At 57.1% G+C, this 24173-nt stretch carries 19 protein-coding genes and 3 pseudogenes; 19 read left to right on the top strand and 3 right to left on the bottom strand.

Annotated features, from left to right (window positions below):
• Nucleotides 1-290: 290 nt before the first annotated feature.
• From AB4N98_RS26685 to AB4N98_RS26705, 5 genes are all read left to right on the top strand, one after another.
• The gene (locus AB4N98_RS26685; protein WP_460149095.1) at nt 291-1811 is read left to right on the top strand and encodes an aldehyde dehydrogenase family protein; all 1521 of its coding nucleotides are present in this window, start codon (nt 291-293) and stop codon (nt 1809-1811) included.
• A gap of 66 nt (nt 1812-1877) precedes the next feature.
• Nucleotides 1878-2831 (top strand): PDR/VanB family oxidoreductase, encoded by a 954-nt coding sequence (locus tag AB4N98_RS26690; RefSeq protein WP_015372132.1) that lies wholly within the window; start codon nt 1878-1880, stop codon nt 2829-2831.
• Between the two features lie 260 nt (nt 2832-3091).
• Nucleotides 3092-4168, top strand: coding sequence for a catalase family peroxidase (locus tag AB4N98_RS26695; RefSeq protein WP_460149096.1), 1077 nt, complete (start codon nt 3092-3094; stop codon nt 4166-4168).
• Entirely contained in the window at nt 4168-4725 is a 558-nt protein-coding gene (locus AB4N98_RS26700; protein ID WP_460149097.1) for a cytochrome b, read from the top strand. Before AB4N98_RS26695 ends, AB4N98_RS26700 begins: the two co-directional genes overlap by 1 nt.
• Nucleotides 4726-5667, top strand: a complete 942-nt coding sequence (locus AB4N98_RS26705; RefSeq protein ID WP_460149098.1) for a LysR family transcriptional regulator — start codon at nt 4726-4728, stop codon at nt 5665-5667.
• A gap of 56 nt (nt 5668-5723) precedes the next feature.
• Here AB4N98_RS26705 and AB4N98_RS26710 read toward each other — a convergent pair whose 3' ends face one another.
• Nucleotides 5724-6251 carry a flavin reductase gene (locus AB4N98_RS26710; RefSeq protein ID WP_460149099.1) on the bottom strand — a complete coding sequence of 176 codons (528 nt, stop codon included), beginning with the start codon at nt 6249-6251 and terminating at the stop codon, nt 5724-5726.
• Nucleotides 6252-6510: 259 nt separating this feature from the next.
• Here AB4N98_RS26710 and AB4N98_RS26715 point away from each other — a divergent pair, with 259 nt between their 5' ends.
• From AB4N98_RS26715 to AB4N98_RS26780, 14 genes and pseudogenes are all read left to right on the top strand, one after another.
• A complete protein-coding gene (locus tag AB4N98_RS26715) occupies nt 6511-7701 on the top strand; it encodes an acyl-CoA dehydrogenase family protein (RefSeq protein ID WP_460149100.1) in 1191 nt (396 codons plus the stop codon).
• 390 nt (nt 7702-8091) lie between these two features.
• Nucleotides 8092-8514, top strand: a pseudogene (locus AB4N98_RS26720) (MCP four helix bundle domain-containing protein); the annotation flags it as partial.
• A 42-nt stretch (nt 8515-8556) separates the two neighbouring features.
• Nucleotides 8557-9651, top strand: a pseudogene (locus AB4N98_RS26725) (methyl-accepting chemotaxis protein); the annotation flags it as partial.
• 283 nt (nt 9652-9934) lie between these two features.
• A pseudogene (locus AB4N98_RS26730) lies at nt 9935-10183 on the top strand (hypothetical protein); the annotation flags it as partial.
• A gap of 73 nt (nt 10184-10256) precedes the next feature.
• Entirely contained in the window at nt 10257-11477 is a 1221-nt protein-coding gene (locus tag AB4N98_RS26735) for a multidrug effflux MFS transporter (protein WP_460149101.1), read from the top strand.
• A gap of 16 nt (nt 11478-11493) precedes the next feature.
• Complete coding sequence (locus AB4N98_RS26740; protein WP_460149102.1) at nt 11494-12099, top strand: TetR/AcrR family transcriptional regulator; 606 nt, start codon at nt 11494-11496, stop codon at nt 12097-12099.
• Between the two features lie 108 nt (nt 12100-12207).
• A complete protein-coding gene (gstA, locus tag AB4N98_RS26745; RefSeq protein WP_460149103.1) occupies nt 12208-12843 on the top strand; it encodes a glutathione transferase GstA in 636 nt (211 codons plus the stop codon).
• A gap of 581 nt (nt 12844-13424) precedes the next feature.
• Nucleotides 13425-15602 carry a type VI secretion system Vgr family protein gene (locus tag AB4N98_RS26750; protein ID WP_460149104.1) on the top strand — a complete coding sequence of 726 codons (2178 nt, stop codon included), beginning with the start codon at nt 13425-13427 and terminating at the stop codon, nt 15600-15602.
• A gap of 17 nt (nt 15603-15619) precedes the next feature.
• Entirely contained in the window at nt 15620-16066 is a 447-nt protein-coding gene (locus AB4N98_RS26755) for a DUF6484 domain-containing protein (RefSeq protein ID WP_267864050.1), read from the top strand.
• Between the two features lie 15 nt (nt 16067-16081).
• Entirely contained in the window at nt 16082-17194 is a 1113-nt protein-coding gene (locus AB4N98_RS26760; RefSeq protein WP_460149105.1) for a DUF2169 family type VI secretion system accessory protein, read from the top strand.
• Entirely contained in the window at nt 17191-18231 is a 1041-nt protein-coding gene (locus AB4N98_RS26765; RefSeq protein ID WP_460149555.1) for a hypothetical protein, read from the top strand. Before AB4N98_RS26760 ends, AB4N98_RS26765 begins: the two co-directional genes overlap by 4 nt.
• On the top strand, nt 18231-19421 hold the full coding sequence (locus AB4N98_RS26770; RefSeq protein WP_065879081.1) for a PAAR-like domain-containing protein: 1191 nt from the start codon (nt 18231-18233) through the stop codon (nt 19419-19421). The genes AB4N98_RS26765 and AB4N98_RS26770 overlap by 1 nt, the downstream gene beginning before the upstream one ends.
• Nucleotides 19422-19687: 266 nt before the next feature.
• A complete protein-coding gene (locus AB4N98_RS26775) occupies nt 19688-20371 on the top strand; it encodes a hypothetical protein (protein ID WP_223271456.1) in 684 nt (227 codons plus the stop codon).
• Between the two features lie 45 nt (nt 20372-20416).
• On the top strand, nt 20417-21655 hold the full coding sequence (locus tag AB4N98_RS26780) for a TIGR02270 family protein (RefSeq protein ID WP_068931839.1): 1239 nt from the start codon (nt 20417-20419) through the stop codon (nt 21653-21655).
• A gap of 5 nt (nt 21656-21660) precedes the next feature.
• Here the strand turns inward: AB4N98_RS26780 and AB4N98_RS26785 are convergent, their stop codons facing one another.
• The gene (locus AB4N98_RS26785) at nt 21661-22995 is read right to left on the bottom strand and encodes an LLM class flavin-dependent oxidoreductase (protein ID WP_065879084.1); all 1335 of its coding nucleotides are present in this window, start codon (nt 22993-22995) and stop codon (nt 21661-21663) included.
• 20 nt (nt 22996-23015) lie between these two features.
• Nucleotides 23016-23972 carry an ABC transporter substrate-binding protein gene (locus AB4N98_RS26790; RefSeq protein ID WP_065879085.1) on the bottom strand — a complete coding sequence of 319 codons (957 nt, stop codon included), beginning with the start codon at nt 23970-23972 and terminating at the stop codon, nt 23016-23018.
• Nucleotides 23973-24173: the final 201 nt, after the last annotated feature.

The raw sequence follows: 24173 nt of genomic DNA on the forward strand, positions 1-24173 counted from the left end.
AGATATACCTGGCCGGTTAGATGCACTACTTTTTAACCGATATCGTCATCGTCTCAGCTTGGTGCAGTCGTGGTCCAGGACCTAGGGCACGATCAGCGAAAACCAATCCGCCCTACCCCCAGGTGAGACATTGGACGCACCACCTGGATGATTCGCCTTTGTTGCAGCAAGGGCAACAATAGGTACCTCTGCTGTCATTGTCCAACTCTTGACGGTGCGGGATATTAATTTCCATTATATTCCGCTAGTACGATAGCGGCCCCTGAAACAATAACAATGGGCATTCGATCATGACATTGGCAAATAACTACGAACACCTCACCGCCGGGGCTAAATCCAGGATCGGCAGACGTACTCAAATCTTCATTAATGGTGAGTTCAGGGACCCGCATTCAGAAAAATACTTTTCTATCGCCGATCCTAGTAACGGTCTTGAATTAGGTCAAATCGCACAGGCAGACCAATTTGACGTCGACCTGGCAGTGGCCGCTGCACGCAAGGCATTTGAAGACAGTGCCTGGTCCAGAATGAGACCCTGTCAACGTGAAGCTTTGATGCTCCGGCTCGCTGATTTGATTGCGGAAAATGCTCAGGAGCTTTCTGAACTAGAGACGCTCAGCAGTGGCCGCCTTATTCGAAACACTCGCGCATTCGATGCCGACCTGTCGGTTTATACGCTGCGTTATATGGCCGGGTGGTCCACCAAAATCTCTGGAAAAACCCTGGATTTGTCCGTTCCTTACCTGCCGGATCAAAAATTTTTTGGTTTCACAAAACGATCGCCACTGGGTGTAGTAGCAGCAATTACCCCGTGGAACGTGCCGCTTTGCCAAGCGGTCTGGAAATTGGCACCTGTTCTTGCAACGGGGTGCACTGTTGTTCTCAAGCCCGCTGAGCAAACCCCGTTCACTACTTTGCGCCTGGCGGAGCTGTGTAATGAAGCTGGTATTCCACCTGGAGTTGTCAATGTCATTACCGGCCTAGGTCATGAAGTGGGTGCGGCGCTTGTCGAGCACCCTGGCGTGGACAAGATAAGTTTTACAGGCTCGACTGAGACAGGGAAACGAATCGCCGCAATAGCAGCGCCCCTGATGAAAAAATACACGCTTGAACTCGGCGGTAAGTCACCGGTCGTCATCGCCGAGGATGCCGATCTGAACATCGCTATTCCCGGCGCTGCCTGGGCTATTTTCGGCAATCATGGTCAAAACTGCTGCGCAGGTTCTCGGCTGTACGTCCACAAACGCCACTACGCCGAAGTCACTGCGGGAGTCGCTGAAATCGCACGGACCATCAAAATTGGCCCGGGTCTGGATTTAAGTTCGCAGATGGGTCCACTCGTTCATCACGCCCACCGCGACAAGGTGATGAGCATGATCCACCAGGGCCTTGAGTCCGGTGCAGAATTACTGTGTGGGGGCGAAACGATCAACAGCCCTGGCGCTTATATTCAGCCTACCATTTTGACCGACCTTACAAACAACAGCATCACATCCCAAAAGGAAATTTTTGGGCCGGTGCTAACAGCCTTTTCCTTCAAGGACGACCGTGAGGTTATCCAGCGCGCCAATGCGACCTCATTTGGTTTGGGGGCCAGTATCTGGACCAAAAACGTTGATCGGATCACGAGCTTCTTCGGCGGCGTGAAGGCAGGCACTATCTGGATCAATAACCACAATGTGCTGGATCTCAGTCTCCCCTTCGGCGGCATGAAGGATTCAGGCGCAGGTCATGAATTGGGTGAAGAAGGCTTACTCGCCCACACGTCACTCAAGGCCGGTGTTATGCGTGTTTTTGATCAGTCTGAATGAAGATTGGCGAGCTTTTTTAAACCATCAATATGAATTGTCTTCCCGCGTGCGTACAGGTATTACCCGATGAATGAACTCCTAAACGTAGTCGTGCTTAAACGAGTGCTGCAAGGTGATGATGTGGTCGTCATCGAGCTGGCGCGGGCAGACCGCGGCAATTTACCGACCTTTGAGGCCGGTGCCCATATTGATGTGCACCTACCCTCAAATGTGATCCGCCAATATTCGTTGTGCGGCGATCCCGCTGACGCAGGCATTTATCGCCTTGGGGTATTGAGAGATCCTCAATCCAGGGGTGGGTCCATTGCAGTCCATCAGGAATTACTTGAAGGCGTAAAGGTAAACATAAGCCTGCCTCGTAACCATTTCCCGCTGGACTTGAATGCCGAACGTTCAATCCTGCTCGGAGGGGGTATTGGCATCACACCGATGCTGGCCATGGCCTATGCGCTTGAAGCCAGGGGTAAGGCGTTTGAGATGCATTATTGCGCACGCTCACGTAGCCGAAGTGCGTTTCTTGAAGAGTTGGAGCTCTCCGGATTTTCCCAAGCTGTCCAGCTGCACTTCGACGATGAACCTGAAAGCCAACTGGACCTCAAACGCGTATTAGGAGGCAGCCAGGACACGGCTCACATCTATACATGTGGACCGGGAGGTTTTATGAAGTGGGTTATCAATAATGCTCTCGAACTCGGCTACCCTGATGCACACATTCACCGCGAATACTTTCAGGCCGACATTGATACCAATGGGTCTGGTTTTGAGGTTGTGGCGGCGCGCAGCGGTAAAACCGTCAATGTCATGACCGGGCAGACCATTTATCAAGCACTGGCTGAAGTAGGTATTGATATCGAAATTTCCTGCGAGCAGGGTGTTTGTGGCACATGCCTCTGTGATGTTTTAGAGGGTGAACCAGACCATCGCGATGTGTATCTCACTGCTGATGAAAAAGCGGCGAACGATACGATATTGGTATGCTGTTCACGATCAAAATCTCCACGATTGGTGCTGGACATTTAACGTCAAAAGCGGTGCATCGCCGGCGTCATTTGCCTTGGCCGTCCTCAGCAATGTAATGACGCACAGGCTATGGCGCAGGGATTGTCATGCGTTGCCGCTCAAGCAAACCCATTGAGCCCACCGGGATTTTTTCTTGCCGTATCGGCGGTTCAAATCCCCCTGTCTTACACATGACTACTGCTTTGCGCCGGTTAGTGTTGGCGCTAGCCATTCGGCAGTTTCAATCCAGCGCTGCCTGACAACGTGCAGCTGAGAATTTTATGCTTAAGAATAACCTTCAGGGTTTATGGAAATATCGAGTGCCGTTGTTGGGCATATTCAGTATCGCGACTGCTCTTGTGCTGGCTTTTGCCTGGGCAGGAGGATTCTTAGGCACCGGCGTTACCACAAAAGAGTTTCTGGGTGACTCCCTGGATAATTTTCCACCAGGCTATCGACGGGCCCACGGTAAGGGTATGTGTTTCAGTGGGACTTTTCATGCGAGCGGCGAGGCCGTCCCTCTGTCGACCTCACGTATTTTTCTACCGGCCAACATCCCCGCCGTCGGGCGTTTTTCAATCGGCACCGTGGACCCGCATGCGGCGGACAATTCGACGGCGACCGTCAGCATGGCACTCATGCTGGTAGGCGACGACAAGTCACAGTGGCGAATGAAGCTCAACAACGAACCCTACTTCGCGACTCGGGATGCCGAGGGTTTCCTGGCGCAGATCGAGGCCTTTGAACCGGTGGCTGCCACTGGACAACCAGCCCCGGACAAGGTGGCCGCGTTTTTTCAAAAATATCCAGAGGCTCGCAAGTCTGTAGAGCGAGAGGCGAACGCGACTTGGCCGGCCAGTTTTGCAGGAACCGAATATAATTCCATCAACGCCTTCGTACTCATTGCATCGGATGGAAAACGTCAACCTGTGCGCTGGTCCATGCGCCCTCATGCGGCGGTAGAGATGTTGAGCAAAGAGGCTCATGCGCAAGCCAGTCATGACTTCCTGTTTGATGAAATAACTCAGCGTGTGGGTGTAGCACCCTTGTACTGGGATCTGGTATTCCAACTGGCCGAGGCGGGAGATCCGGTGAACGACCCTTCTCAACCATGGCCGAGCAACCGCAAGGAGGTAATCGCTGGGACGTTAGAGGTCAACCAGGTGGTAGAGCAAACTCATGGGGCATGTCGTGACATTAACTTTGACCCGACGCTTGTACCTTCAGGAATAGCGCTTTCAGACGATCCGGTGCTTGCAGCCCGTGCGGGTATTTACTCCCAGTCCTATAACGCCCGATTACGAGAAATCGGTTTTGGTAAAGCCACTGACGCGGTTGGCAAAAAGGAAATCAAATAATGCATACCCAGCAGAAGCACACCGGTGTGCAAAGTTTCAACTTCGCGGCACGGCTTCTCCATTGGCTCATGGCTGTCCTTATCCTGGCTATGCTATTTATAGGTGTAGGCATGATGTCTTCTCTGAGCCTGCGTCCCTGGCTCATTGATCTTCATAGGCCTCTGGGAATCGCCATTCTTCTTTTGGCTATCCTGCGGCTAGGCAATCGGCTTTTAAGCGCCACGCCGCCATTGCCTGCCAACGTACCGTACTGGCAGGCAATGGCGGCGCATGTTTCGCATCTATTGCTCTACATGCTGATGCTCTGCCTGCCACTGCTCGGTTGGGCGACGCTCTCTGCCGGAAATTGGCCTGTCACCATGTTCGCGGGCTGGAACCTTCCACCCATTGCTCCTGTCAGCTCCGCGCTTTACGCTTGGTTTCGGGCAGCACATGGGTTATTCGCCTGGGTTCTGTTTCTGCTTGTGTTAGGACATCTTTGCGCAGCGCTGATACATGCTTGGATATACCGCGACGGCGTCTTTTCCAGCATCACGCGTAAGGCTCGTGGTAAATAAATGACGCACATCAACATGGCCACGATCGATCTGAATCTTCTCAGGACTTTTGTGGCTATTTGGGAACACCGCAGCCTGACAATCGCGGCCGAACGCCTACACCTCAGCCAGCCCGCCGTCAGTCACGCACTGCGTCGACTACGCGATGTGTTTGACGATCCGCTGTTCGTACGAACAGCAACGTCGATGGAGCCGACTGACGCAGCTATTCGCCTGCACGGACCCATTGAACATGCGCTGATTATTATTCAAAGCGCATTAATGATGTTTTCGAACTTTGAACCGAAAACAGCGGATCGTACTTTTCGCATCTCCATGTCGGATATGTCGCAACTTTATGTGCTACCGACGGTGATGGAAGTGCTAGCGCGGGAGGCGCCGAAAGTACGCCTGGATGTGCGTCAAATGCCTATAGAGCAACTGGCTATGGCATTGCGCAAAGGTGATGTAGATATCGCGATAGGCTATCTGGTAGAACTTGGTGAAGAGTGCATCCACGAAAACTTGCTAGACGACGAATTCATTTGTCTGTTGCGCGACGGCCATCCTTTTCAGGAAGATGAATTGAGCGTTGAGGACATACTCGCCCTGCGCTATGTTGACGTTTCGAGCAATATTACCGGCCATGGCGTAACCGCCGATGCAGCATTCGGAAAGGCTGGCATTGCGCGCGAAATCGCTCTGAAAGTGCCTAACTTCACGATTGCCCCGAAAATCGTTGCCAACACTGATCTGGCATTGATTCTGCCGCGTGCCATTGCCATGCAGCTAAACCACGACCAGCGCTATCGGCTGCTGAGTCTGCCCATCGAATTGCCAGCCATCTCGGTGGGACTTTATTGCCATAGCCGTTTCCTATCGGATGCCGGGATAACCTGGCTGCGCGGGTTAATCATTAGTCTGTTTGCCTCCGGCAGCCATACTGGAGTTCATATCAAATGAGGCGTGCGATCATTCTTTATAAACCCCGTAACCCACGAATGGGGAACTGCAATTATTCAGGATGCCGAGGTCTGTACGTTGACGGCTGCAGCCCGCCCCAGACGGTGAAAGTTTCTCCCAAAGTAAATCAGACTCTCCCCCTCTTCACGGACCTGAATTTGGTTAATTTGTACAAATAATACCGAATGCGATCCGACTTCCTTGATATCTACTATGTTTCCTTCGAGGCTTGCTAGGGCGTCGTTCAACACCGGTAGGCCCGAGGAGCCTGTCCGCCAATCCTGGCCGGCAAAACGTTCAGCAGGCGGCAGGTCGGTCATACCAGCAAACTGTCGCGCAACACCCTCCAGATCACCGGTCAGTATATTTACGCACAACGCCCTGTTGCCCAGCAACGCTTCATGAATTGAACTGTTACGGTTGATGCAAACCAATAATGTTGGGGGCGTATCAGTGACCGAACAGACCGCACTCGCAGTTAATCCGAAGCGACCATGGGGGCCATCGGTAGTAATGATATTCACCGCCGCAGACAATAATGACAGCGCTTGCCGAAAATGTTGTTTTGATTGATCGCTAACCATAACCTTCACCTTTTAATTATTGACTTGGTGAATCCATGTTGAGAGGGATTGTTCATTCGGTCAAATTCGCTTTACTCATACGCACTATTGACAGCAGGAATAGCCATCGCCCTTAAACGCCCTCCCCTTTAGAGGCGCATGGCACGACAGTTAATTCGCACGGATTATTTAGCTTATTCATATTCCGAATTTGATTTTTTCTTATCAGCCCACGCATTCTGAACGTGTATGCAATCACCCTAGCCAGAGAACAATAAACATGAACAGCAAAAACAATTTCGATGATCGTGACACACGTAAAGGCGCTCCAATCAGCATCAAGGCGATTTCCCTGGATGATGTGATTGCGGAGATTGCCGAGCGTCGCAGCGAGTTTAACCAACGCTCCCATGTCCCTTTAGACATGATCGAAAAAATGAAAGCAGTGGGTATCTTCCGCGCCAGTACTCCCAAATGTTTCGGTGGCGATGCGCTGCCTCCAGCCGAGTTCCTACGCATCGTAGAGCGGGTTTCCGAAGCCGACGGTTCGGTCGGTTGGGTGACCGCGTTCGGCTCAGCCAACATCTACCTGGCGGCACTCCCCCCGGCAACCCAAGCGTTGATTTATGCCAACGGGCCGGACCAGGTCTATGCTGGCGGCCTTTACCCTCTACAACCCGCCAAAGAGACTGAAAATGGCTGGGAAGTCAGCGGGCACTGGCGGTTTGCTAGTGGGTGCAAAGGCGCCAACTGGATTGGTGTAGGCATCGGTGGCACATCGGCCAACGGTGGAGGACCGACGGCAGGCAAACCGCTGACCGCTGTGTTCCCGGCAAGCGAAGTGCAGATCGTCGACAACTGGAATGTTGTCGGGATGCAAGGGACGGGGAGCCATGACCTCAAATTGCACCAAAAGAACATCCAACGCGAGTGGACTTTCGTGCGGGGCAGTGCCTCCACAATTGACGAGCCCCTCTATCATTACCCGTCCGTTTCCTACCAGGCGCAAGTTCACGCCGCCGTTAACCTTGGGCTGGCACGCGCAGCACTGGACTTGGTGATCGCAATGTCGGGCAGCACCAAGACTGTCACCGGTGCCCCGCGCTTGGGTGATCGAGCTTATTACCGCAGCGAACTGGGTAAGGCAGAGGCGATGCTGCGAAGCGCCCAGGCGTTTTTCTACGAATCCGCCGAAGCTGTATGGGCTTCGCTCATCGCCGGTAATGCGGTGACCCTGCAGCAGACTAACTTATTACGCCTCAGCGCCACCCATGCCGCTCATACCGGAGCGGACGTGGTCATGAAGGCTTATCGACTGGCGGGGACTGCAGCCATCTTCAATGACAATCGTCTGCAATGGATCGTACGCGACTCCATGGTAGTGACACAGCACGCTTTCCTCGGCGAAGCGACTTATGACGGCGCTGGCGCGGTGTTCGCCGGCATCGAACCGAACATGCCCTATCCTTGAGCACCATTATGCACAGCATCTTCTGGCACGCTGCCGCAGCCTCTAGAGCTGATTCTGCAAGAGAAATATGCAACCTTGTTAGCGCGTCTCTACCAACTGAACGAACGTCGCGTCCAGGTCGTTTCGGTTGAAGATTGTCGCCATCGGGCTGCATCGGGCCAACATCAGTCGATGTCTGCAAGTTGGTGAGTGGGCAATAGCAGTTTTACTATGCGGCACACAGCTGTTTTCGCTCAAGTGTGCCATCAGGCGACCGATAAAAACTTATGCGCTGGGCCATCCGCCGCTGCTTGCGGGGAGCACATTCCACGCTTTGGGAAAACCATGACAATAAGAACAATGAACATTGCTCCGCGCGCATTTCTGGGGTTCTCCCTGATAGGCGCGCTCATGCTGATTCTCGGCCTCTTCGCCCTGTCTCAGATGAGCAAGATCCGAGCAGCTGGCGACGACATCGCGATAAATGGCGTCCCTAGCTTTCAGACCCTGAATGCTCTCACGGTGACGGGCGTCCGCATGCGGGTTTTATCGCATCGGCTGTTAACTGATCGCGAACCGAATATTCAGAACAGGACCATCGAATTACTTGGGGAACAAAACCAACAACTTAACCAGTCGCAGGCAGCATACGCCAAACTGATTTCATCCCCTGTAGAGCAATCCGACTACAACGACTATATGCGGCTGATGGGTGAATATCGCAAGATTGAAACGCGCCTTGTTACCCTCAGTCGGGCTGGCGATCTGCAGGAGCTAACGCGCGTGCTGAACGCCGAGTCTGCGGCTAACGCTGAGCAGATAAACGTGGCTTTGGGTAAGCTTACTGACTTCAATAACGCCCAGCTGGCTATCATCAATCAATCCGCTGCTGACCAGTACAGCTCTGCGTTCAACTGGGTTGTCGGCCTCCTCATTATTGCCTCGCTGCTGACCATGCTGTTTGCCTGGCTGCTGACCAAGAGCATCACCCAACCTATAGCGTTGGCACTTGAAGCGGCTGAAACCATAGCCGAAGGTAATCTGACCCGACCGATAAAGGTTGATGGCACTGACGAAGCGGGCCGGTTGCTGCTCGCCATGCAAAAAATGCAGGAGAAACTGCGCGATACCTTGATGCGTATTTCCGGATCCGCAACACAACTGGCTTCCGCTGCCGAGGAGCTGAACGCAGTTACCGATGAAAGCGCCCGCGGCCTTGCGCAGCAGGACAACGAAATAGAACAAGCCGCCACTGCAGTCAACGAAATGACCAGCGCCGTCGAAGAAGTGGCGCGTAACGCAGTGAGCACTTCAGAGGCGTCAAAAAACGCGACGGCGTCAGCAGGCGATGGCCGGGATCTAGTTCACGAGACCGTCAACGCTATCGAACGCATGAGCGGGGATGTGCAAAGCACCGCCGATCTGATTGGTAATCTTGCGGAAGAGTCCCGCGACATCGGCAAGGTTCTGGACGTGATTCGTGGCTTGGCGGATCAGACCAACCTGCTGGCGCTGAACGCAGCTATCGAAGCCGCCCGGGCCGGTGAAGCCGGTCGCGGTTTTGCGGTTGTCGCCGATGAAGTACGCGCTTTGGCCCATCGCACCCAACAGTCCACAAGCGAAATTGAACGTATGGTTGGCAGCATTCAAGGCGGCACCCAAAAAGCGGTCAGTTCAATGCGTAACAGCACTGACCGTGCTGAATCTACCCTGAGCATCGCGAAAGGCGCAGGCCTGGCGCTGGAAACCATCAACACCGCAGTGATCGAGATCAACGAGCGTAACCTGGTCATCGCCGCCGCTGCGGAAGAACAGGCTGCAGTCGCCCGTGAAGTGGACCGCAACTTGGTCAACATCCGGGACCTGTCGACGCAATCTTCCAACGGCGCCGCCCAGACCAGCGCCGCCAGCGGCGAGTTGACCCGCCTGGCGGTTGACCTGAACAGCATGGTGTCGAGGTTTCGCTTGTAAGAGGTATCGGAGGCCATCTGTTGGAGCGGGGCTTGCCCGCGCGTGCGATGAATAGGTCTGCCTGATACACCAAGGCGCCTAGTTCGCAGGCAAGTCTGGCTCCCATAGAGTTCAATTTGAACCCTGATCCGCCCACAAAGTTACGGCCATTGGCGCTAAGTGTCCCGTTGGCGTGTGGGCCAACCGTGGCGCTGGATAACGGCGCCAGGTGGTCCTCTGTGTTGCCTCCAAATTGCCCCGACTACAACGAGATGGCCACCCTCTCCGCCCCATCGCTGGTGCGGAAGGTGACGGCGTCTGTCGATACATCCAGCGGGCCAGGCTCGAACGCAGCGTGATCGATTTAGCCAACCCGTTGCTGCGCACTGAGTCGCTTACCTCGATCGCTTAAAAATGATGTTTCACAAATTCCGCTCATTTCAGCCGCTTCTTGAAAAAACACTTTGAACTGAAGCCTAAAACACTTTCGTGCGCATGCATTGCGCGGAGCGCTGGCAGGTGCTGCCTGGCCACTAAGAAAATAACGGCTTGACCTTGCCTCTCGGTTCTCGTTAACTTCACGCCACTTTCCTACCTTCCGGTAGGAAGCCAATCATGAGTTTGTTATGGAAAAGAGTCATTTCGGCAATCCTTCACTGAAGTTTGCCATTGCCTTGGGGGCCATCGCCGCACTGGGGCCCTCAGCCGTCGATATGTATTTGCCAAGCCTGCCCGAAATGGCGGTTGATTATTCGACCAGTGTTGCCAGCATTCAGCTGACGCTCACGGTCTTTTTATTGGCAATGGGGCTTGGACAATTGCTGTTCGGGCCGGTAGTCGACGCCTTGGGCCGTCGACGTCCACTGATAGCAGGCTTGTTGCTGTTCAGTTTGAGTGCGCTGGCTGCAGGAGCGGCACCAACCCTTGAGTGGCTACTCGTGGCACGATTTGCCCAAGGGATAGGCAGTGCTTTGACGTTGGTGGTCATCATGAGCATGGTGCGTGACGTCACTCAGGGCGTTCAGGCAGCAAAACTTTTTGGCCTGCTGCTGACCATTCAAGGTGTTGCTCCCATCATCGCCCCGGGGTTGGGTGGTTACATTGAGGCGCATTTCGGATGGCGGGCCGTCATGCTGGTACTGGCTGTTCTCGGTGCGCTGGTGGCGGTGAATTCGATGGCTGTTTTGCCTGAAACACTACCAATGCAAAAGCGCGAGCCATTGAATATGAGCCTTGCGATACGCACGTATGCGCGCCTCGCAAAAGACGGTCGTTTTCTAAGGCCAGCTTTAGCGCTGTCAGCCGTGTTCTTCTTTCTCTTTGCCTATGTGGGCGGCGCTACATTTGTTTATCAGAAGGAATACGGACTGCCTGCTGCCCAGTTCGGTACGCTGTTTGGCGCAACCGGCATCGCGATTCTCATAGGGGCCGTCGTGGCTACCAGACTGGTGGGCAAGTACGGTTTGGCCCGCATGGCAACGGCTGGAGCTTTTTGCATCTTTGCAGGCTCTGTCATGGCCTACGGCGCAGCAGTATCTGGTTCTAGTTTGTACTGGCTGGCTGCAGGTGTCGCGATAGCACTGCTTGGCTTGGGGATTGCAGAAACCTCACTGATGACGCTGGTGATGTCTTCGCAAACCACTGCCCTGGGTTCAACGGCTGCATTGCTCGGCGCGTTTCAGCTTGGCATCTCGGCCTTCGCCACACCGTTGACCGGTTGGGCGAGCAGCCATGGCGCCATTGCCTGGTGCGCATTCCTGATAGTCTGCGCTGTTATGGTGGGTGCGCTGACCTGGGTCAGTGTGCGCGAAGGCAGGGCCGAGCACATCACCGCGTTAAATCACTGAATAAAAGGTCATCCCGATGAAAGTGCTGAGCCCTTCGGCAAGCAGAATCTGTGATATCGCTCTGGTGCATTTCGCTGAGCGGGGATACGACGCCTCGTCGCTCAATGAAATCGCTGTCGTGGCAGGTATGCGCAAGCCCTCGTTATACGCGCACTTCAAGAGCAAGGATGATTTGTTCAACGCCGTGCTGAATCTGGCGCTGGCGACGGAGAGGCACTATATCGAAGAGATGTTTGCAAGGGTCCCGGCGAATGATGACTTGCCCGGCAAGCTGTACACGGACAATCTTTCAAACCGCTACGAGTCTTCCGCTGCTCTGCGTTTCCTGCTGCGCACGGCATTCTTTCCGCCTTCGGAGTTAAAGGCATCGGTTACAAGTGGCTTTGAAGCCTATCTGGACCGTCTTCGTGAACGCTTCGGCGTAAGCCTTGAGAACAGGTATCCAGCACTGTCGGCGAACGAGATTTCGATGTTTCAGGATGCTTATATCGCGGTTATCGACAGCCTTCATGTCGAGTTGATTTACTGCAGTGAAGGTACCTACCGGCGGCGCCTTACCGCTTTATGGCGCATTCTTGGTGATTCGCTGTCTCTGGCTGTGGGGAACGTGGCACATGGGTAGCTCATCCATGCAAACGGTGCAAAACGTAGCGAGCGAGTCGCTTACAAAGCGCACTAACATAGACTTCACATTTTAAAGCACGACAATTAATTCCATGGAGATCACAGAATGAAGCTCTACTACAAGCCTGGCGCCTGCTCCCTTTCGCCACACATCGTTGCAAACGAACTTGGCCTCAATGTCGAATTCATCAAGGTCGACCTCAAAGATCATGTAACAGAACAGGGGAAGAACTTTTACAAGGTCAACCCGCACGGCTACATTCTAGCGCTTGAGCTTGATAATGGTGAAATGCTCTTGGAGGGAGTTGTAATCATTCAATATCTTGCGGACCAGCACCCCGAAATAGGCCTAGCTCCAGCCAACGGAACGTTTGAAAGATACAAGCTTCAGGAAATGCTCGCCTTCCTCTCAACGGAAATCCATAAGGGCTTTATTCCGCTCTTTTATGCTGCTCCGGCAGGAGACTACATTGAGATCGCAAGACCGAAGCTCGAGAAACGCTACGCTTGGATCAATCAGCATCTCTCAGACAAACAATTTCTTATGGGTGAAAAATTCACGGTCGCTGACACCTACCTGTTTGCGGTGACTGGATGGGCTAAGGCGTCCTGGCTTAAGTCCTACGAGGATACGCCACTTCATCTTGACAGTCTTCATCACCTGCAAGCTTGGTACGAGCGTGTGAAGAGCCGTGAAGCCGTGCAAAAGTCCATACTCGAGGAAGGTCTCGACTTGAACTAGCGTCTTGATGCCCGTTGCCAACGGGTAGCCCACTGCAGACAATCGCCGCAAGCAAACACCGAGCTTGTCCAGGTTGGCTACAGGCGTCCAGTGGATTGACGTTTCATAGCAGCGTATGCGTCCGGCCAAGTCATCTACCAGTGCCGGGAATTGATCGGTTTCCTCGCATAAACTCTTTCCGATTTACCCGTCTAATCCCCTCTCTTGCGTTCGCTTACTGTCCTCCCAACGCCAAACAACGGGAGATCAGAATGCAGGAGCGAACACTCGGAAACAGCTCGCTCACAGTGTCCGCTCAACAATCATGAACACACATCGATGAACACATCTTTCTACTCATCGACCGCTTAGCTAGCTCTGACAGCCCTTTTGTAGACTTATGAACATCTGACATCGCCCACTTGTTAAATCATGTGTCTGACTTGTCACCAAGCCCACCTCAATCACCTCGGTCTTGCTGAACCTTGAGGCGCATTTGCTTTCCCCTCGTCCCGCCTTTGACGTTGAATCGTAACCGGGCATTGATTCTGCGGCCAGATACGCTAACACTCTACGGGCTACGCCAACTTGGAAGGCAATTTATGGCAATAACACAAAACACCCGTTGGGTGCAGGTTGACAGCCCCCTCGGCGGCGATGTCCTGTTGTTGCAGAGCATGGCCGGCAGTGAAGAGCTGGGGCGTTTGTTTCACTACGAATTGGACCTCACTTCCGAAGATCAAGCGATCAAGTTCGATCAGTTGCTGGGTAAACCGATGGGTCTGTCCCTGGAACTGTTCGAGGGTGGCCGTCGCTACTTTCACGGCATTATCAGCAGTTGCCGGCAACTGACCGGCCATGGTCAGTTCGCGGGCTATCGCGTCAGCCTGAGGCCTTGGTTCTGGCTGCTCACGCGCACCTCCGATTGCCGCATTTTCCAGAACAAGACCGTGCCGGACATCATCAAACAGGTGTTCCGCGACCTCGGTTTCTCCGACTTCGAAGACAGCCTGAGCGGCAGCTATCACGAGTGGGAATATTGCGTGCAGTACCGCGAAACCAGCTTCGACTTCGTCAGCCGGTTGATGGAACAGGAAGGCATCTATTACTACTTTCGCCATGAAAAGGCGCGCCACGTATTGGTATTGGCCGACGCCTACGGCGCTCATTCCACTGCGGCAGGCTATGCGTCGGTGCCCTTCTTTCCACCTGATCGGCAAATGCGCGAGCGCGATCATTTCTACGATTGGCAACTGGCGCGGGAGGTGCAATCCGGTTCGCTGGCGCTGAACGACTATGACTTCCAGCGCCCCCGCGCCAGCCTCGATGTGCGCTCCAGTGTGCCGCGCGACCACAGCAACGGCGACTACCCGCTTTACGACTATCCCGGTGAATACGTCCAGAGTAACGATGGCGAGCACTATGCGCGTACCCGCATCGAAGCCATTCAAAGCCAGTTCGAGCGCGTGCAGTTGCGTGGTTGCCCCCGTGGTCTGGGCTCCGGCCATGTGTTCAGGCTGACTGGATACAGCCGTGAGGACCAGAACCGCGAATACCTGGTGGTAGTCGCACGCTACCAGATCCGCCAGGAACTCTACGAAAGCGGGCAGTCGGAATTGTCCGAGCAGTTCGTCAGCGAGCTGGACTGCATGGACGCCAGCCAGGCGTTCCGTCCCCTCCCCCTGACCCCCATGACCATCGTCCGCGGGCCGCAGACCGCCGTGGTGGTCGGCCCCAGTGGCGAGGATATCTGGACCGACCAGTATGGCCGGGTCAAAGTGCACTTCCACTGGGACCGCCACGACCAATCCAACGAAAACAGCTCCTGCTGGATTCGCGTGTCCCAGGCCTGGGCCGGCAAGAACTGGGGCGCCATGCAGATCCCGCGGATCGGTCAGGAAGTAATCGTCAGCTTCCTCGAAGGCGATCCGGATCGGCCGATCATCACCGGTCGTGTCTACAACGCCGAACAGACAGTCCCCTACAAGTTGCCGGCCAATGCCACCCAGAGCGGAGTGAAAAGCCGTTCAAGCAAAGACGGCTCACCCGCCAATTTCAATGAAATCCGCATGGAAGACAAAAAAGGCGCGGAGCAGCTGTTTATCCACGCCGAAAAAAACCAGGACATCGAGGTCGAGAACGACGAGACCCACTGGGTCGGCCATGACCGCAGCAAGACCATCGACAACGACGAAACCGTTCACGTCAAACACGACCGCACAGAAACGGTGGACAACAACGAGACCATCACCATCGGCGTAGACCGTACCGAGGACGTGGGCAATAACGAAAAAATTACCATCGGTGTCAATCGCACCGAGCACGTGGGCAGCAACGAGACCATCACTATCGGTGCAAACCGCACGGAAAAGGTCGGCGCCAACGAAAAAATCACCATCGTCAGCAACCGTACCGAAGACGTAGGCGGCAACGAGACCATCGACATCACGGGCAACCGTAACGAAACGGTCAAGGGCAACGAAGGGATCGAGATCAACGGTAACCAGCGTACCCAGATCGGCCAGGACGAATCCCGTGACGTCGATCGCAACCGAACCACCAGCATCGGGCAGAACGACAGCCTGGACGTCGGCAAGCACTTTGCCCTCACCGCCGGCGACTCCATTACCCTGACCACGGGCGCATCCAGCCTCACCATGAAGAAGGACGGCTCCATCACGATTCGCGGCAAGAACATCATCATCGACGGTTCCGGCGCCATCAACATCAAGGCCAACAAGAACGTGGTGATCAAAGGGCAGAAGATCCTGCAGAACTAGGACATGGAGGTATATATATGACGGTTCAGTACCCGCTCCCCACCCAGGCCCGTATCGATGGGGTCATCATCGGCAGCCTGCTCGCCCTGCCCCATGCCGGCGCGCCCACGGTCACCTACCCCGGTTGCCCGGACAGCAGCGGCCTCGTCGCTCGCTGCACCGCGCGGCTAAGCCCGGCGGATATCGGCAGCCCGGTGGCGCTGATGTTCGAGGACGGCGACCCGATCCGCCCACTGCTGATCGGCCTTCTGCTTGACGCCCAGGCCGCCGTCGCTCCCGTCGCCAGTGTGCGACTGGATGAGCAGTGCCTGGAATTGAGCGCAGAACGCGAGATTGTGCTGCGTTGCGGCAAAGCCAGCATCACCCTGACCCGCGCCGGCAAAGTGATCATCCAGGGCGCCTACCTGTCCAGCCGTTCCAGCGGAGTCAACCGCATCAAGGGCGGCTCGGTGCAAATCAACTAGACAGGTAATCGGCCCATGGAATTGCTCAATGCCAGCAGACTGACGGCGGCCTATACCCTGGGTATGGACCGTGATGGTCGCGAATCCCTGGTCGTGGTGGCCAAAGGCACGTTTGATCTACCGCTGGACGGTCGCGCCTTGACGCTCGCCGACAGCCAGCAACCGCTGCTGATGGCCGACACCTTTCTCGGCGAACCAGGCCTGAGCGCCCCGCTGCAGGAAATGGACTTTGCGCCGGTCAAGCCCTTCTGCGATGTGCTGGTGTGCGGCAAGGCCTACGCGCCCGGCGGGCGGCCCGTGACGCAGTTGACCGCGGGTATTCGCGTGGGTCGGATGAGCAAGGCTTTTTCCGTCGTTGGCCCGAGGCAATGGCAACTGGGGCTGTTGGGCCTCTCTCCCGGCTCGCCGCAGCCTTTTACCGAACAGAACATCTCCTATGCCCAGGCCTACGGTGGCTCCCATCCTATGGTGAATGCCCCCGATATGCGTGACGGTTACCTGGACAACCCAAGCGGTTGCGGCTGGTACCCGCGCGGCCTTGATAACGCCTACATCGTCGGCAGGCCAATGCCCAACACCGAAGAGCTGGGCAAACCGATCGAAAACCCTTTTGGCAACTTTCGCCCCGTGGCCCTCGGCCCCATCGCTCGTAGCTGGCCGCAACGCGCCCGCTTCGCCGGTACCTACGACGAGGCCTGGAAAGCCGACTGTTTTCCGTTTCTGCCGGCGGACTTCGACACCCGCTACTATCAGGCCGCACCCGACGATCAGCAGGTTGATTACCTGCGCGCAGGCGAGGAGGTACTACTGCTGAACCTCACTGCCCAGGAGCGCGCAGGTTTTCGCATCCCTGAGATGGAAGTGCCGGTGACCTTTTTCCTGAAAAAAGGCGGCCATGAAACGGTGTCAGCGGTGATCGACACCCTGCTGATCGACACAGACGCCCGCCAGGTGCAGTTGACCTGGCGTACCTCCCGTCCGCTGCGGCGCAACATGTTCGAGATTGCCCAGGTGCTGGTCGGCACGCTGTCCATCGGCTGGTGGCGCGCCCGGGCATTGGGTAAAGACTACTACCCATCGCTGCGCCCCCTGGTAAACGCCAAACGCACCCGGGAGCAAACGCACTGATGCGTGCTTTGAGCATTATCGGCTCCGGCATGGTCAGCGCTGTCGGCCTCAGCGCACCGGCCAGTTGCGCGGCGATCCGCTGCGCCATCGACAACTTCCAGGAAACCCGCTTTATCGATCGGGGCGGCGAATGGCTGATTGCCGCCAGCGTGCCGTTGGAACAGCCCTGGCGCGGCCGCACCAAGCTGGTCAAGATGGCCGCGCGCGCCATTGCCGAGGCCCTGCACAGCACGCCCAACGTCGAACCGGAAAAAACCCCGCTGCTGCTGGGGCTGGCAGAGCTCGAGCGCCCCGGCCGTCTAGAAGGTCTCGATAAAGGATTGCTGCAGGCCATTGAAGCCGAACTGGGCCTGCACTTTCACCCCGCCTCCAGCATCCTCGCCCATGGCCGGGTCAGCGCCGCCGTGGCGCTGCTTGATGCACGCACCCTCATTTATGGCGGTGGCCATCGCCACGTGCTGATTGCCGGCGTCGACTCCTTCCTCAACGGGCCAACGCTGGCTGCCTTCGAGCAACGCGAGCGCTTGCTCACCAGCCAGAATTCCAACGGTTTTATCCCCGGCGAAGGGGCTGCCGCCGTGGTGCTGGCCGCCCCCGTCGCGAGTGACACGCCGCAATTGGCCTGCATCGGGCTGGGGTTCGGCACGGAACAGGCCACGGTGGAATCCGAAGACATCCCGCTACGCGCCGAAGGCCTGACCCAGGCCGTGCGTGCAGCCCTGGGCGAAGCCGGTTGCGGGTTGGAACAGATGGATTACCGCCTGACGGACATCTCTGGCGAACAGTATTACTTCAAGGAAGCTTCCCTGGCCCTGAGCCGCAGCCTGCGGGTACGCAAGGAGTTCTTCCATCTCTGGCATCCGGCCGACTGCATCGGTGAAGTCGGCGCCGCCATTGGCCCGGCGATGCTCGCCGTGGCGCTGGCCGCCAGCCGCAAGGGTTATGGCGAAGGGCCGAATATTTTTTGCCACCTGGGCAACGACGCCGGCCAACGCGCCGTCGCGCTGCTCAGCTACCAGACCGTGAGGGCTGCCTGATGGCCAACCAAGTATTTGCCAACAACATGGAAGTCTCCTGCAAGTCGGCCGACGGCAAGTCGATCGCGTGTTTTCCGGACGTGTGCTTCACCCCACCCGTGGCCCCGCCTACCCCGCTGGGCGTGCCCATCCCCTACCCCAACACCGGCATGGCCAAGGACACGACCAAGGGCAGTCGGACGGTAAAGATCACGGGTAAGGAAATCATGCTCAAGGACCAGAGCTATTTCAAAACCAGCTATGGGGATGAGGCTGGAAACGCCCCTAAAAAGGGCATCGTCACCAACAAGATCAAGGGCAAGGTGTATTTCACCTCCTGGTCGATGGACGTGAAGTACGAAGGGAAAAACGTTGTTCGGCACATGGACCTGACCACCCACAACCATGCCTCCCAACCGGGCAATACCATGCCCTGGACCTATACGGACCGAATGGCACTGGCCAAGGATCTGGCCCAATGCGAGGGCGAACGAGGCCGGGCAAAAGACGCTTGCGGGGACCTTGAGCAGAAAATGATCTGCCCGGACATCAGCCCGCTACAGGCCGCGACCAAAGCCCGCAAAGCCGCTAAAGACGCGGCGGGCGACGGGTTTAAAGACAACGCGGCCTATCTGGGCACGCACGCCGACGTCCAGGGCGAGTATGCGTCCCTGGCCAAAACCATCAACAGCGACCCTTGCCAAAAGGCGATGCGCTGCTTTCTCGCGCCGTTCAAACCCAACCGATGCTGCCCCGGACAAACCGGTGACCACCTAATCGATTCGGCATCCTTCACCGACGGGCCGGCCTTTCCCGGCCAACCCAGAAGCAAGCACCCGACCAAAGCCGGCTGGAGCAAATACCAGACCGACAGAGCCCCGGTGATGTGCGCGGAGGGGCCCAATCAGACCACCGCCACCCACGGCCAGATGCATACCCGACGTGGGGTGGTGGCCTTGCATGAAGCTGATGCAAACGGTGAATGGCCAAGGTCCAAGGCTACGCAGACGGGGGCCAGGGCGGCGAAGAAAACCTTTCCGGACTCCAACTGTAGTCAGGAATGCCTGGAAGCTCAGTTGAACACCTATCACGACAAAGCAAAGGACCCAGGCGAGGAAAAACCGATCAATGCCTGTGCGTCCATGACCAGCAATCAAGACGAGCGCAATAAGGCTCAGGCCGAAATGTACCCTAGCGAGCCTAGCCGCTAATTTACCCCTATCAGGAGACTAAGATGGACCCTCGAGACCCGCGATTCCGTGGACTTAGTATTGGCACTGGTGTTGTTCGCTACTCAGACCTGAGCTATTTGATTACCACAAACGACATCTCGATCAGTGAGGGCTATACAGGTTCGATACTGTTTGGTCTTGATCGAGGAACCTGGGGCGCCGGCACAGTACCATGGCTTGCCTGCTCCGGAACGGTCTGCCATAAACCTGCCGAACGTTACTTGGTCCTTGGCACCGATGGATCAGTGCGGGCCAGTGGTGGCGGCTCGATAAAGGAAGAATCCTCCATCGCCAGCTGCGGCACAGACCCCAAAAAACGCGGCCCCCTGCGTGAAATCCGTGGCATCGCCAAAGGCCGAGCCTACGCCGTAGGCGCCTGCCGACAAGCCTATGTTCGCGAGGGCGAAGACCAATGGCGTTGCATCGACCAGAGCGCCCAGGTCGGTGACACCCCGATCACCGACACCAGCTTCGAATCCATCGATGGTTTCAGCGAGCAGGAAATCTATACCGTCGGCTGGGAAGGCGAAATCTGGCGGTACGACGGCGACCTCTTCACCCAGCAGAACAGCCCCACCAACCTTGCGCTCTACAAGGTCCGCTGCGCGCCGGATGGCTACGTCTACGCCTGCGGCCAACTCGGCACCTTGCTTCGGGGGTGCAATGAACAATGGGAAATGATCGAACATGACAGCACCGACGAAGACCTCTGGGGCATGGAAGTGTTCGATGGGCAGGTTTATGTGTCGTCCACCCATTTCGTCTACCGGCTCGAAGGCGACAAACTCAAGCCCGTCGACTTCGGCGACGACGTGCCGCGAACCTGTTATCACCTGAGCGCGGCCGACGGCATCATGTGGTCCATCGGGCCCAAGGATGTCATGCAGTTCGACGGTTCAAACTGGACACGGTGCCTGCAAATTGACTAACCCGACGCGCCTGCCCTGCCCTTGTTGCATCGGGGCCCGGGACTGATGAACACACTGCCCGTCGTCCTTGACCTGCATGCCGAAGAAGCCAGCTTCCTCGCTGTCCTGCGTGATTACGCGTTACGCGCGCCACATTACGACCTGGACGACCTCGGCAAACTGGAAGACCGTATCGACGCTCATCTCGATGGCCTGCGTATCGCCGGCCCCGCAGGCCTGGAAACCGTGCTGGCCCAACTCGGCCCCCACACGGTTGGCGAGCTGTTTGCCGGCGTGGTCCTGGCCTTCGAGACACACCACACCGATGGGTTGTCGCAGCTCAGCGAACACGTGAGAAACGCGGTGGAAACCGAGCGTGGTTATCTGATGGCCCTGGGGTGGCTCGACTGGGAATGGGTCGCGCCCTGGATCGACCGCATGCTCGCCTCCCCAAAGCCCCTGTTCCGTCGCCTCGGCCTTGCTGCCTGTGGTATGCATCGTCGCGATCCCGGCGCAGCGCTGCTCGCGGAGCTTTCGCAAGCCGACCCCGGCGTGCTGGCACGCGCGGCCCGTACCGCCGGCGAACTGCGCCGGCATGACCTGATGCCGACCCTTCGTTCGCACCGTCTACATCAAGATGCAGCAACGCGCTTCTGGGTCAATTGGGCCACCGCACAGCTGGGCGATGAATACGCCCTGGAGCCACTGCGCCCCTTCGCCGAGCAACCGGGTGCGTTCCAGTACCGTGCGCTCTGCGTCCTGTTGGCCTGGCAACATCGGGAGCACAGCGTCGCCTGGATACACCAGTTGCTACAGAACCCTGCCCAGCGCCGCATCGGCATCCAGGCCATTGGGCTGCTGGGCGATCCCGTCGGCGTGCCGTGGCTGATACAGCAGATGAGCGACCCGCTGTATGCCCGTGTCGCCGGCGAAGCCTTCAGCCTGATGACCGGCGCGGACCTGGCGCTGCTCAATCTGGAGCTGCAGCAACTGCCGGATTTCGACGCGGGGCCGAACGACAACGCCGAGGACCCCAATGTCGTCATGGACCCCGATGAGAACCTGCCCTGGCCCGACCCGCAGTCAATCAGCCGCTGGTGGCAGGCCCATGGAGGCGAATTCCAGGCAGGCGTCGGCTACATAGTGGGGTTGCCTCAAAGCGAAAGCGGTTTCAAGCAAGCGCTTGCCCATGGCCTGCAACGCCAGCGCATCGCCGCCGCCTGTGGCATCGCGCGCTTTCGGCCAACCGATGTGCTTTTGCCCATTAGCGCTCCCGTCAGGCGGCAAAAAAAGTGGCTGGGGTAACCGGCTCAATTCGGCAACCCGTTGCGCTTGAACCTGGGAATGTCCAGCCCCAAGCTCTCGCGCAACGTCGTTCCTTCATACGCCGTGCGATACACGCCACGCGCTTGTAACAACGGTATGACCTGTTCAGTAAAGCGATTGAATTGTTCCGGGTGCCCAATGTAAACATTGAAGCCATCCACCGCCCGCGCCTCGAACCAATCCGCCATTTTCTGCGCGACCGTGTCCGCCGACCCCACGAAGGCGCCCGGACGCAGTTGTCGACCGAATTCAACCGCCTGGCGCAACGTGAAGCCTTTCTCGCGAGCCTGGTCTGCAATGCGCTTGGCGGCGGTAAAAAAGCTGCTGCGGGCGGCCTCCAGGCTCTGCTGGGGAAACGCTGCGTCGAGGTCGTACTGGCTGAAGTCATGCCAGCCGAAATTACGCCCGAACTCCTTCAGCGCCAGTTCAAAGCTGTGATCGGCCTGATGGTAATGCTGCTCGATTTCCCGCGCATGCTCGTCCGTGTCGCCGACGTAGATTTCCGCGCCCGGCATAACCAGCAGTTGTTCCGGGTCGCGACCAAGCTGCACTGCCCTGCCCTTTACCTCCCGGTAGAAAGCCTGGCCCTGCTCGATGCTGGCGGCGTGGGTGAAGATCACATCGGCCGTGGCGGCGCCCAGGTCGCGACCTTGCGCTGAATCACCGGCCTGGAATATCACCGGCTGGCCTTGGGGTGAGCGCTGGATATTCAGCGGGCCCACCACCGAAAAGTGCTCGCCCCGGTGGTTCAGGCTATGCAGCTTGCTCGGGTCGAAAAACTGCCCCGTGGCACGGTCGCGCACGAACGCATCGTCCTCATAAGAGTTCCATAACCCTTGCACCACCTGAACGTGTTCGGCGGCACGGCCGTAGCGCGTGTCGTAATCATAATGCTCGTCGCGGCTGTAATTGCCCGCCGTGCCCGCATCTCCGCTGGTCACCACGTTCCAGCCGGCGCGGCCCTTGCTGATCAGATCCAGAGAGGCCAGACGCCGCGCGACGTTATACGGCGAGTTATACGAGGTGGTCAGCGTACCGACCAAGCCTATATGGCGGGTGCTGACCGCCAGCGCGGACAACAGTGTCAGCGGTTCGAGCCGGTTCAGGTAGTGCGACGGCGATCCCGGCGTGATGAACTGGCTGTCGACAATAAACACCAGGTCGAACAATGCCGCTTCGGCCTGGCGCGCGATGTCGATATACCAGTCAACGTTAACGCTGGCATCGGCCGGCAGTTGAGGGTCAAGCCACAGATTGTGGCGGCCTGGCCCGCCGCAGCCCATCGTCAAGGCCCCGAGTTTCAGTTGTCTTTTCATCATGTGGGGGCATTCCTCGGTGTTCAGGGCTGGGTCTTGGCGACGACGGGTTGCAAGGACGCGGCGAATGAATCGTCGAATAAACTGGCCGCCGCATAAGGCTTGACCAGCCCTTGGCCGGCAAAAAAGTCCACGGTTTTTTGTGCCTCTACAGGAGACTGGGCTGTCAGCGGCTCGACCGTTGTGCGTGCCCGGGCAAACCAGACACGTGCAATGTCGGCATCCGCCCGGGTGCGTTTGGCCCAGGCATCGGCATAAGCGTCTGTGTTGGCGGGATGCTGGCGAGCCCAGTCGCGCGCTTTCTTCAGGCGCTGAAGAAAATCGCTGATGGGCGCACGTTTGGTGTCGATGGCCTTGGCGTTGGCCGCAATGAAACTCTGGGCGGGAATCAGCCCTTCAGCCGTCGCGAGAACCCGCGCGCCTTGGCGTTCCTGTTGGGTGACGTAAGGCTCCCACGTCGCGATCACGTCCACCGACCCACCTTCCAATGCATGGGAGGCATCCAGCGCGCTGAGATAGCGCAGTTCCAACGCGTCTGGGCGCACGCCCGCCTTATCCAGCGCGGTCAGCAACAACTGCTGGCTCCAGGAGCCTTTCCAGATCGCCGCACGCTTGCCTGCAAGGTCCGCGAGGCTGTGGATCGACGAGTCCTTTTTTACCAGGATGGCCACGCCGTCGAGGTTTTGCCGGCTGACGGCGATCACCTTGATCGGTGCACCTAAAGCCCCCAAAAACAGCACCGGCGCATCCCCCAGCAAGCCGATGTCGAGGCTGCCGACGTTGAGTGCCTCGGCCACCGGCGAGCCTGCGGTGAATTGCTTCCATTCAAGGGTATAAGGCAGATCGTCCAGTACGCCTGCGGCTTCCATCACGGCCTGGGCGTTGTAGCTTTGATCGCCCACCACCAGTGTTTGCGCGGTCGCGCTCAGGCACAGCAGCAGGCCGGCCAACCCGGCCGCGAGTTTTGTCAGGTAACGCACGCTCGTCTCCAGATGCCTTGTCAGGCAGTTCAAGTCGATCCGCGCGTACGGTCTCGGCACTGTTCAAAGGGGTAGTCAGCCTCATACGATGGGGCCGGGCGTCGGGCATGTAAAATACTGATAATGCATAACGTAATTCTATAATAATGTCATAAGCGTATTTTTAGCCCCGTCGGTTCCATGTGCCAGCCGCATGCCTCA

The sequence above is a fragment of the Pseudomonas sp. S3_E10 genome, assembly GCF_054667615.1.

Coding starts and splice junctions, on each gene's coding strand:
- AB4N98_RS26685 (WP_460149095.1), top strand. CDS start 291: ATGACATTGGCAAATAACTACGAACACCTCACCGCCGGGGCTAAATCC.
- AB4N98_RS26690 (WP_015372132.1), top strand. CDS start 1,878: ATGAATGAACTCCTAAACGTAGTCGTGCTTAAACGAGTGCTGCAAGGT.
- AB4N98_RS26695 (WP_460149096.1), top strand. CDS start 3,092: ATGCTTAAGAATAACCTTCAGGGTTTATGGAAATATCGAGTGCCGTTG.
- AB4N98_RS26700 (WP_460149097.1), top strand. CDS start 4,168: ATGCATACCCAGCAGAAGCACACCGGTGTGCAAAGTTTCAACTTCGCG.
- AB4N98_RS26705 (WP_460149098.1), top strand. CDS start 4,726: ATGACGCACATCAACATGGCCACGATCGATCTGAATCTTCTCAGGACT.
- AB4N98_RS26710 (WP_460149099.1), bottom strand. CDS start 6,251: ATGGTTAGCGATCAATCAAAACAACATTTTCGGCAAGCGCTGTCATTA.
- AB4N98_RS26715 (WP_460149100.1), top strand. CDS start 6,511: ATGAACAGCAAAAACAATTTCGATGATCGTGACACACGTAAAGGCGCT.
- AB4N98_RS26735 (WP_460149101.1), top strand. CDS start 10,257: ATGGAAAAGAGTCATTTCGGCAATCCTTCACTGAAGTTTGCCATTGCC.
- AB4N98_RS26740 (WP_460149102.1), top strand. CDS start 11,494: ATGAAAGTGCTGAGCCCTTCGGCAAGCAGAATCTGTGATATCGCTCTG.
- gstA (WP_460149103.1), top strand. CDS start 12,208: ATGAAGCTCTACTACAAGCCTGGCGCCTGCTCCCTTTCGCCACACATC.
- AB4N98_RS26750 (WP_460149104.1), top strand. CDS start 13,425: ATGGCAATAACACAAAACACCCGTTGGGTGCAGGTTGACAGCCCCCTC.
- AB4N98_RS26755 (WP_267864050.1), top strand. CDS start 15,620: ATGACGGTTCAGTACCCGCTCCCCACCCAGGCCCGTATCGATGGGGTC.
- AB4N98_RS26760 (WP_460149105.1), top strand. CDS start 16,082: ATGGAATTGCTCAATGCCAGCAGACTGACGGCGGCCTATACCCTGGGT.
- AB4N98_RS26770 (WP_065879081.1), top strand. CDS start 18,231: ATGGCCAACCAAGTATTTGCCAACAACATGGAAGTCTCCTGCAAGTCG.
- AB4N98_RS26780 (WP_068931839.1), top strand. CDS start 20,417: ATGAACACACTGCCCGTCGTCCTTGACCTGCATGCCGAAGAAGCCAGC.
- AB4N98_RS26785 (WP_065879084.1), bottom strand. CDS start 22,995: ATGATGAAAAGACAACTGAAACTCGGGGCCTTGACGATGGGCTGCGGC.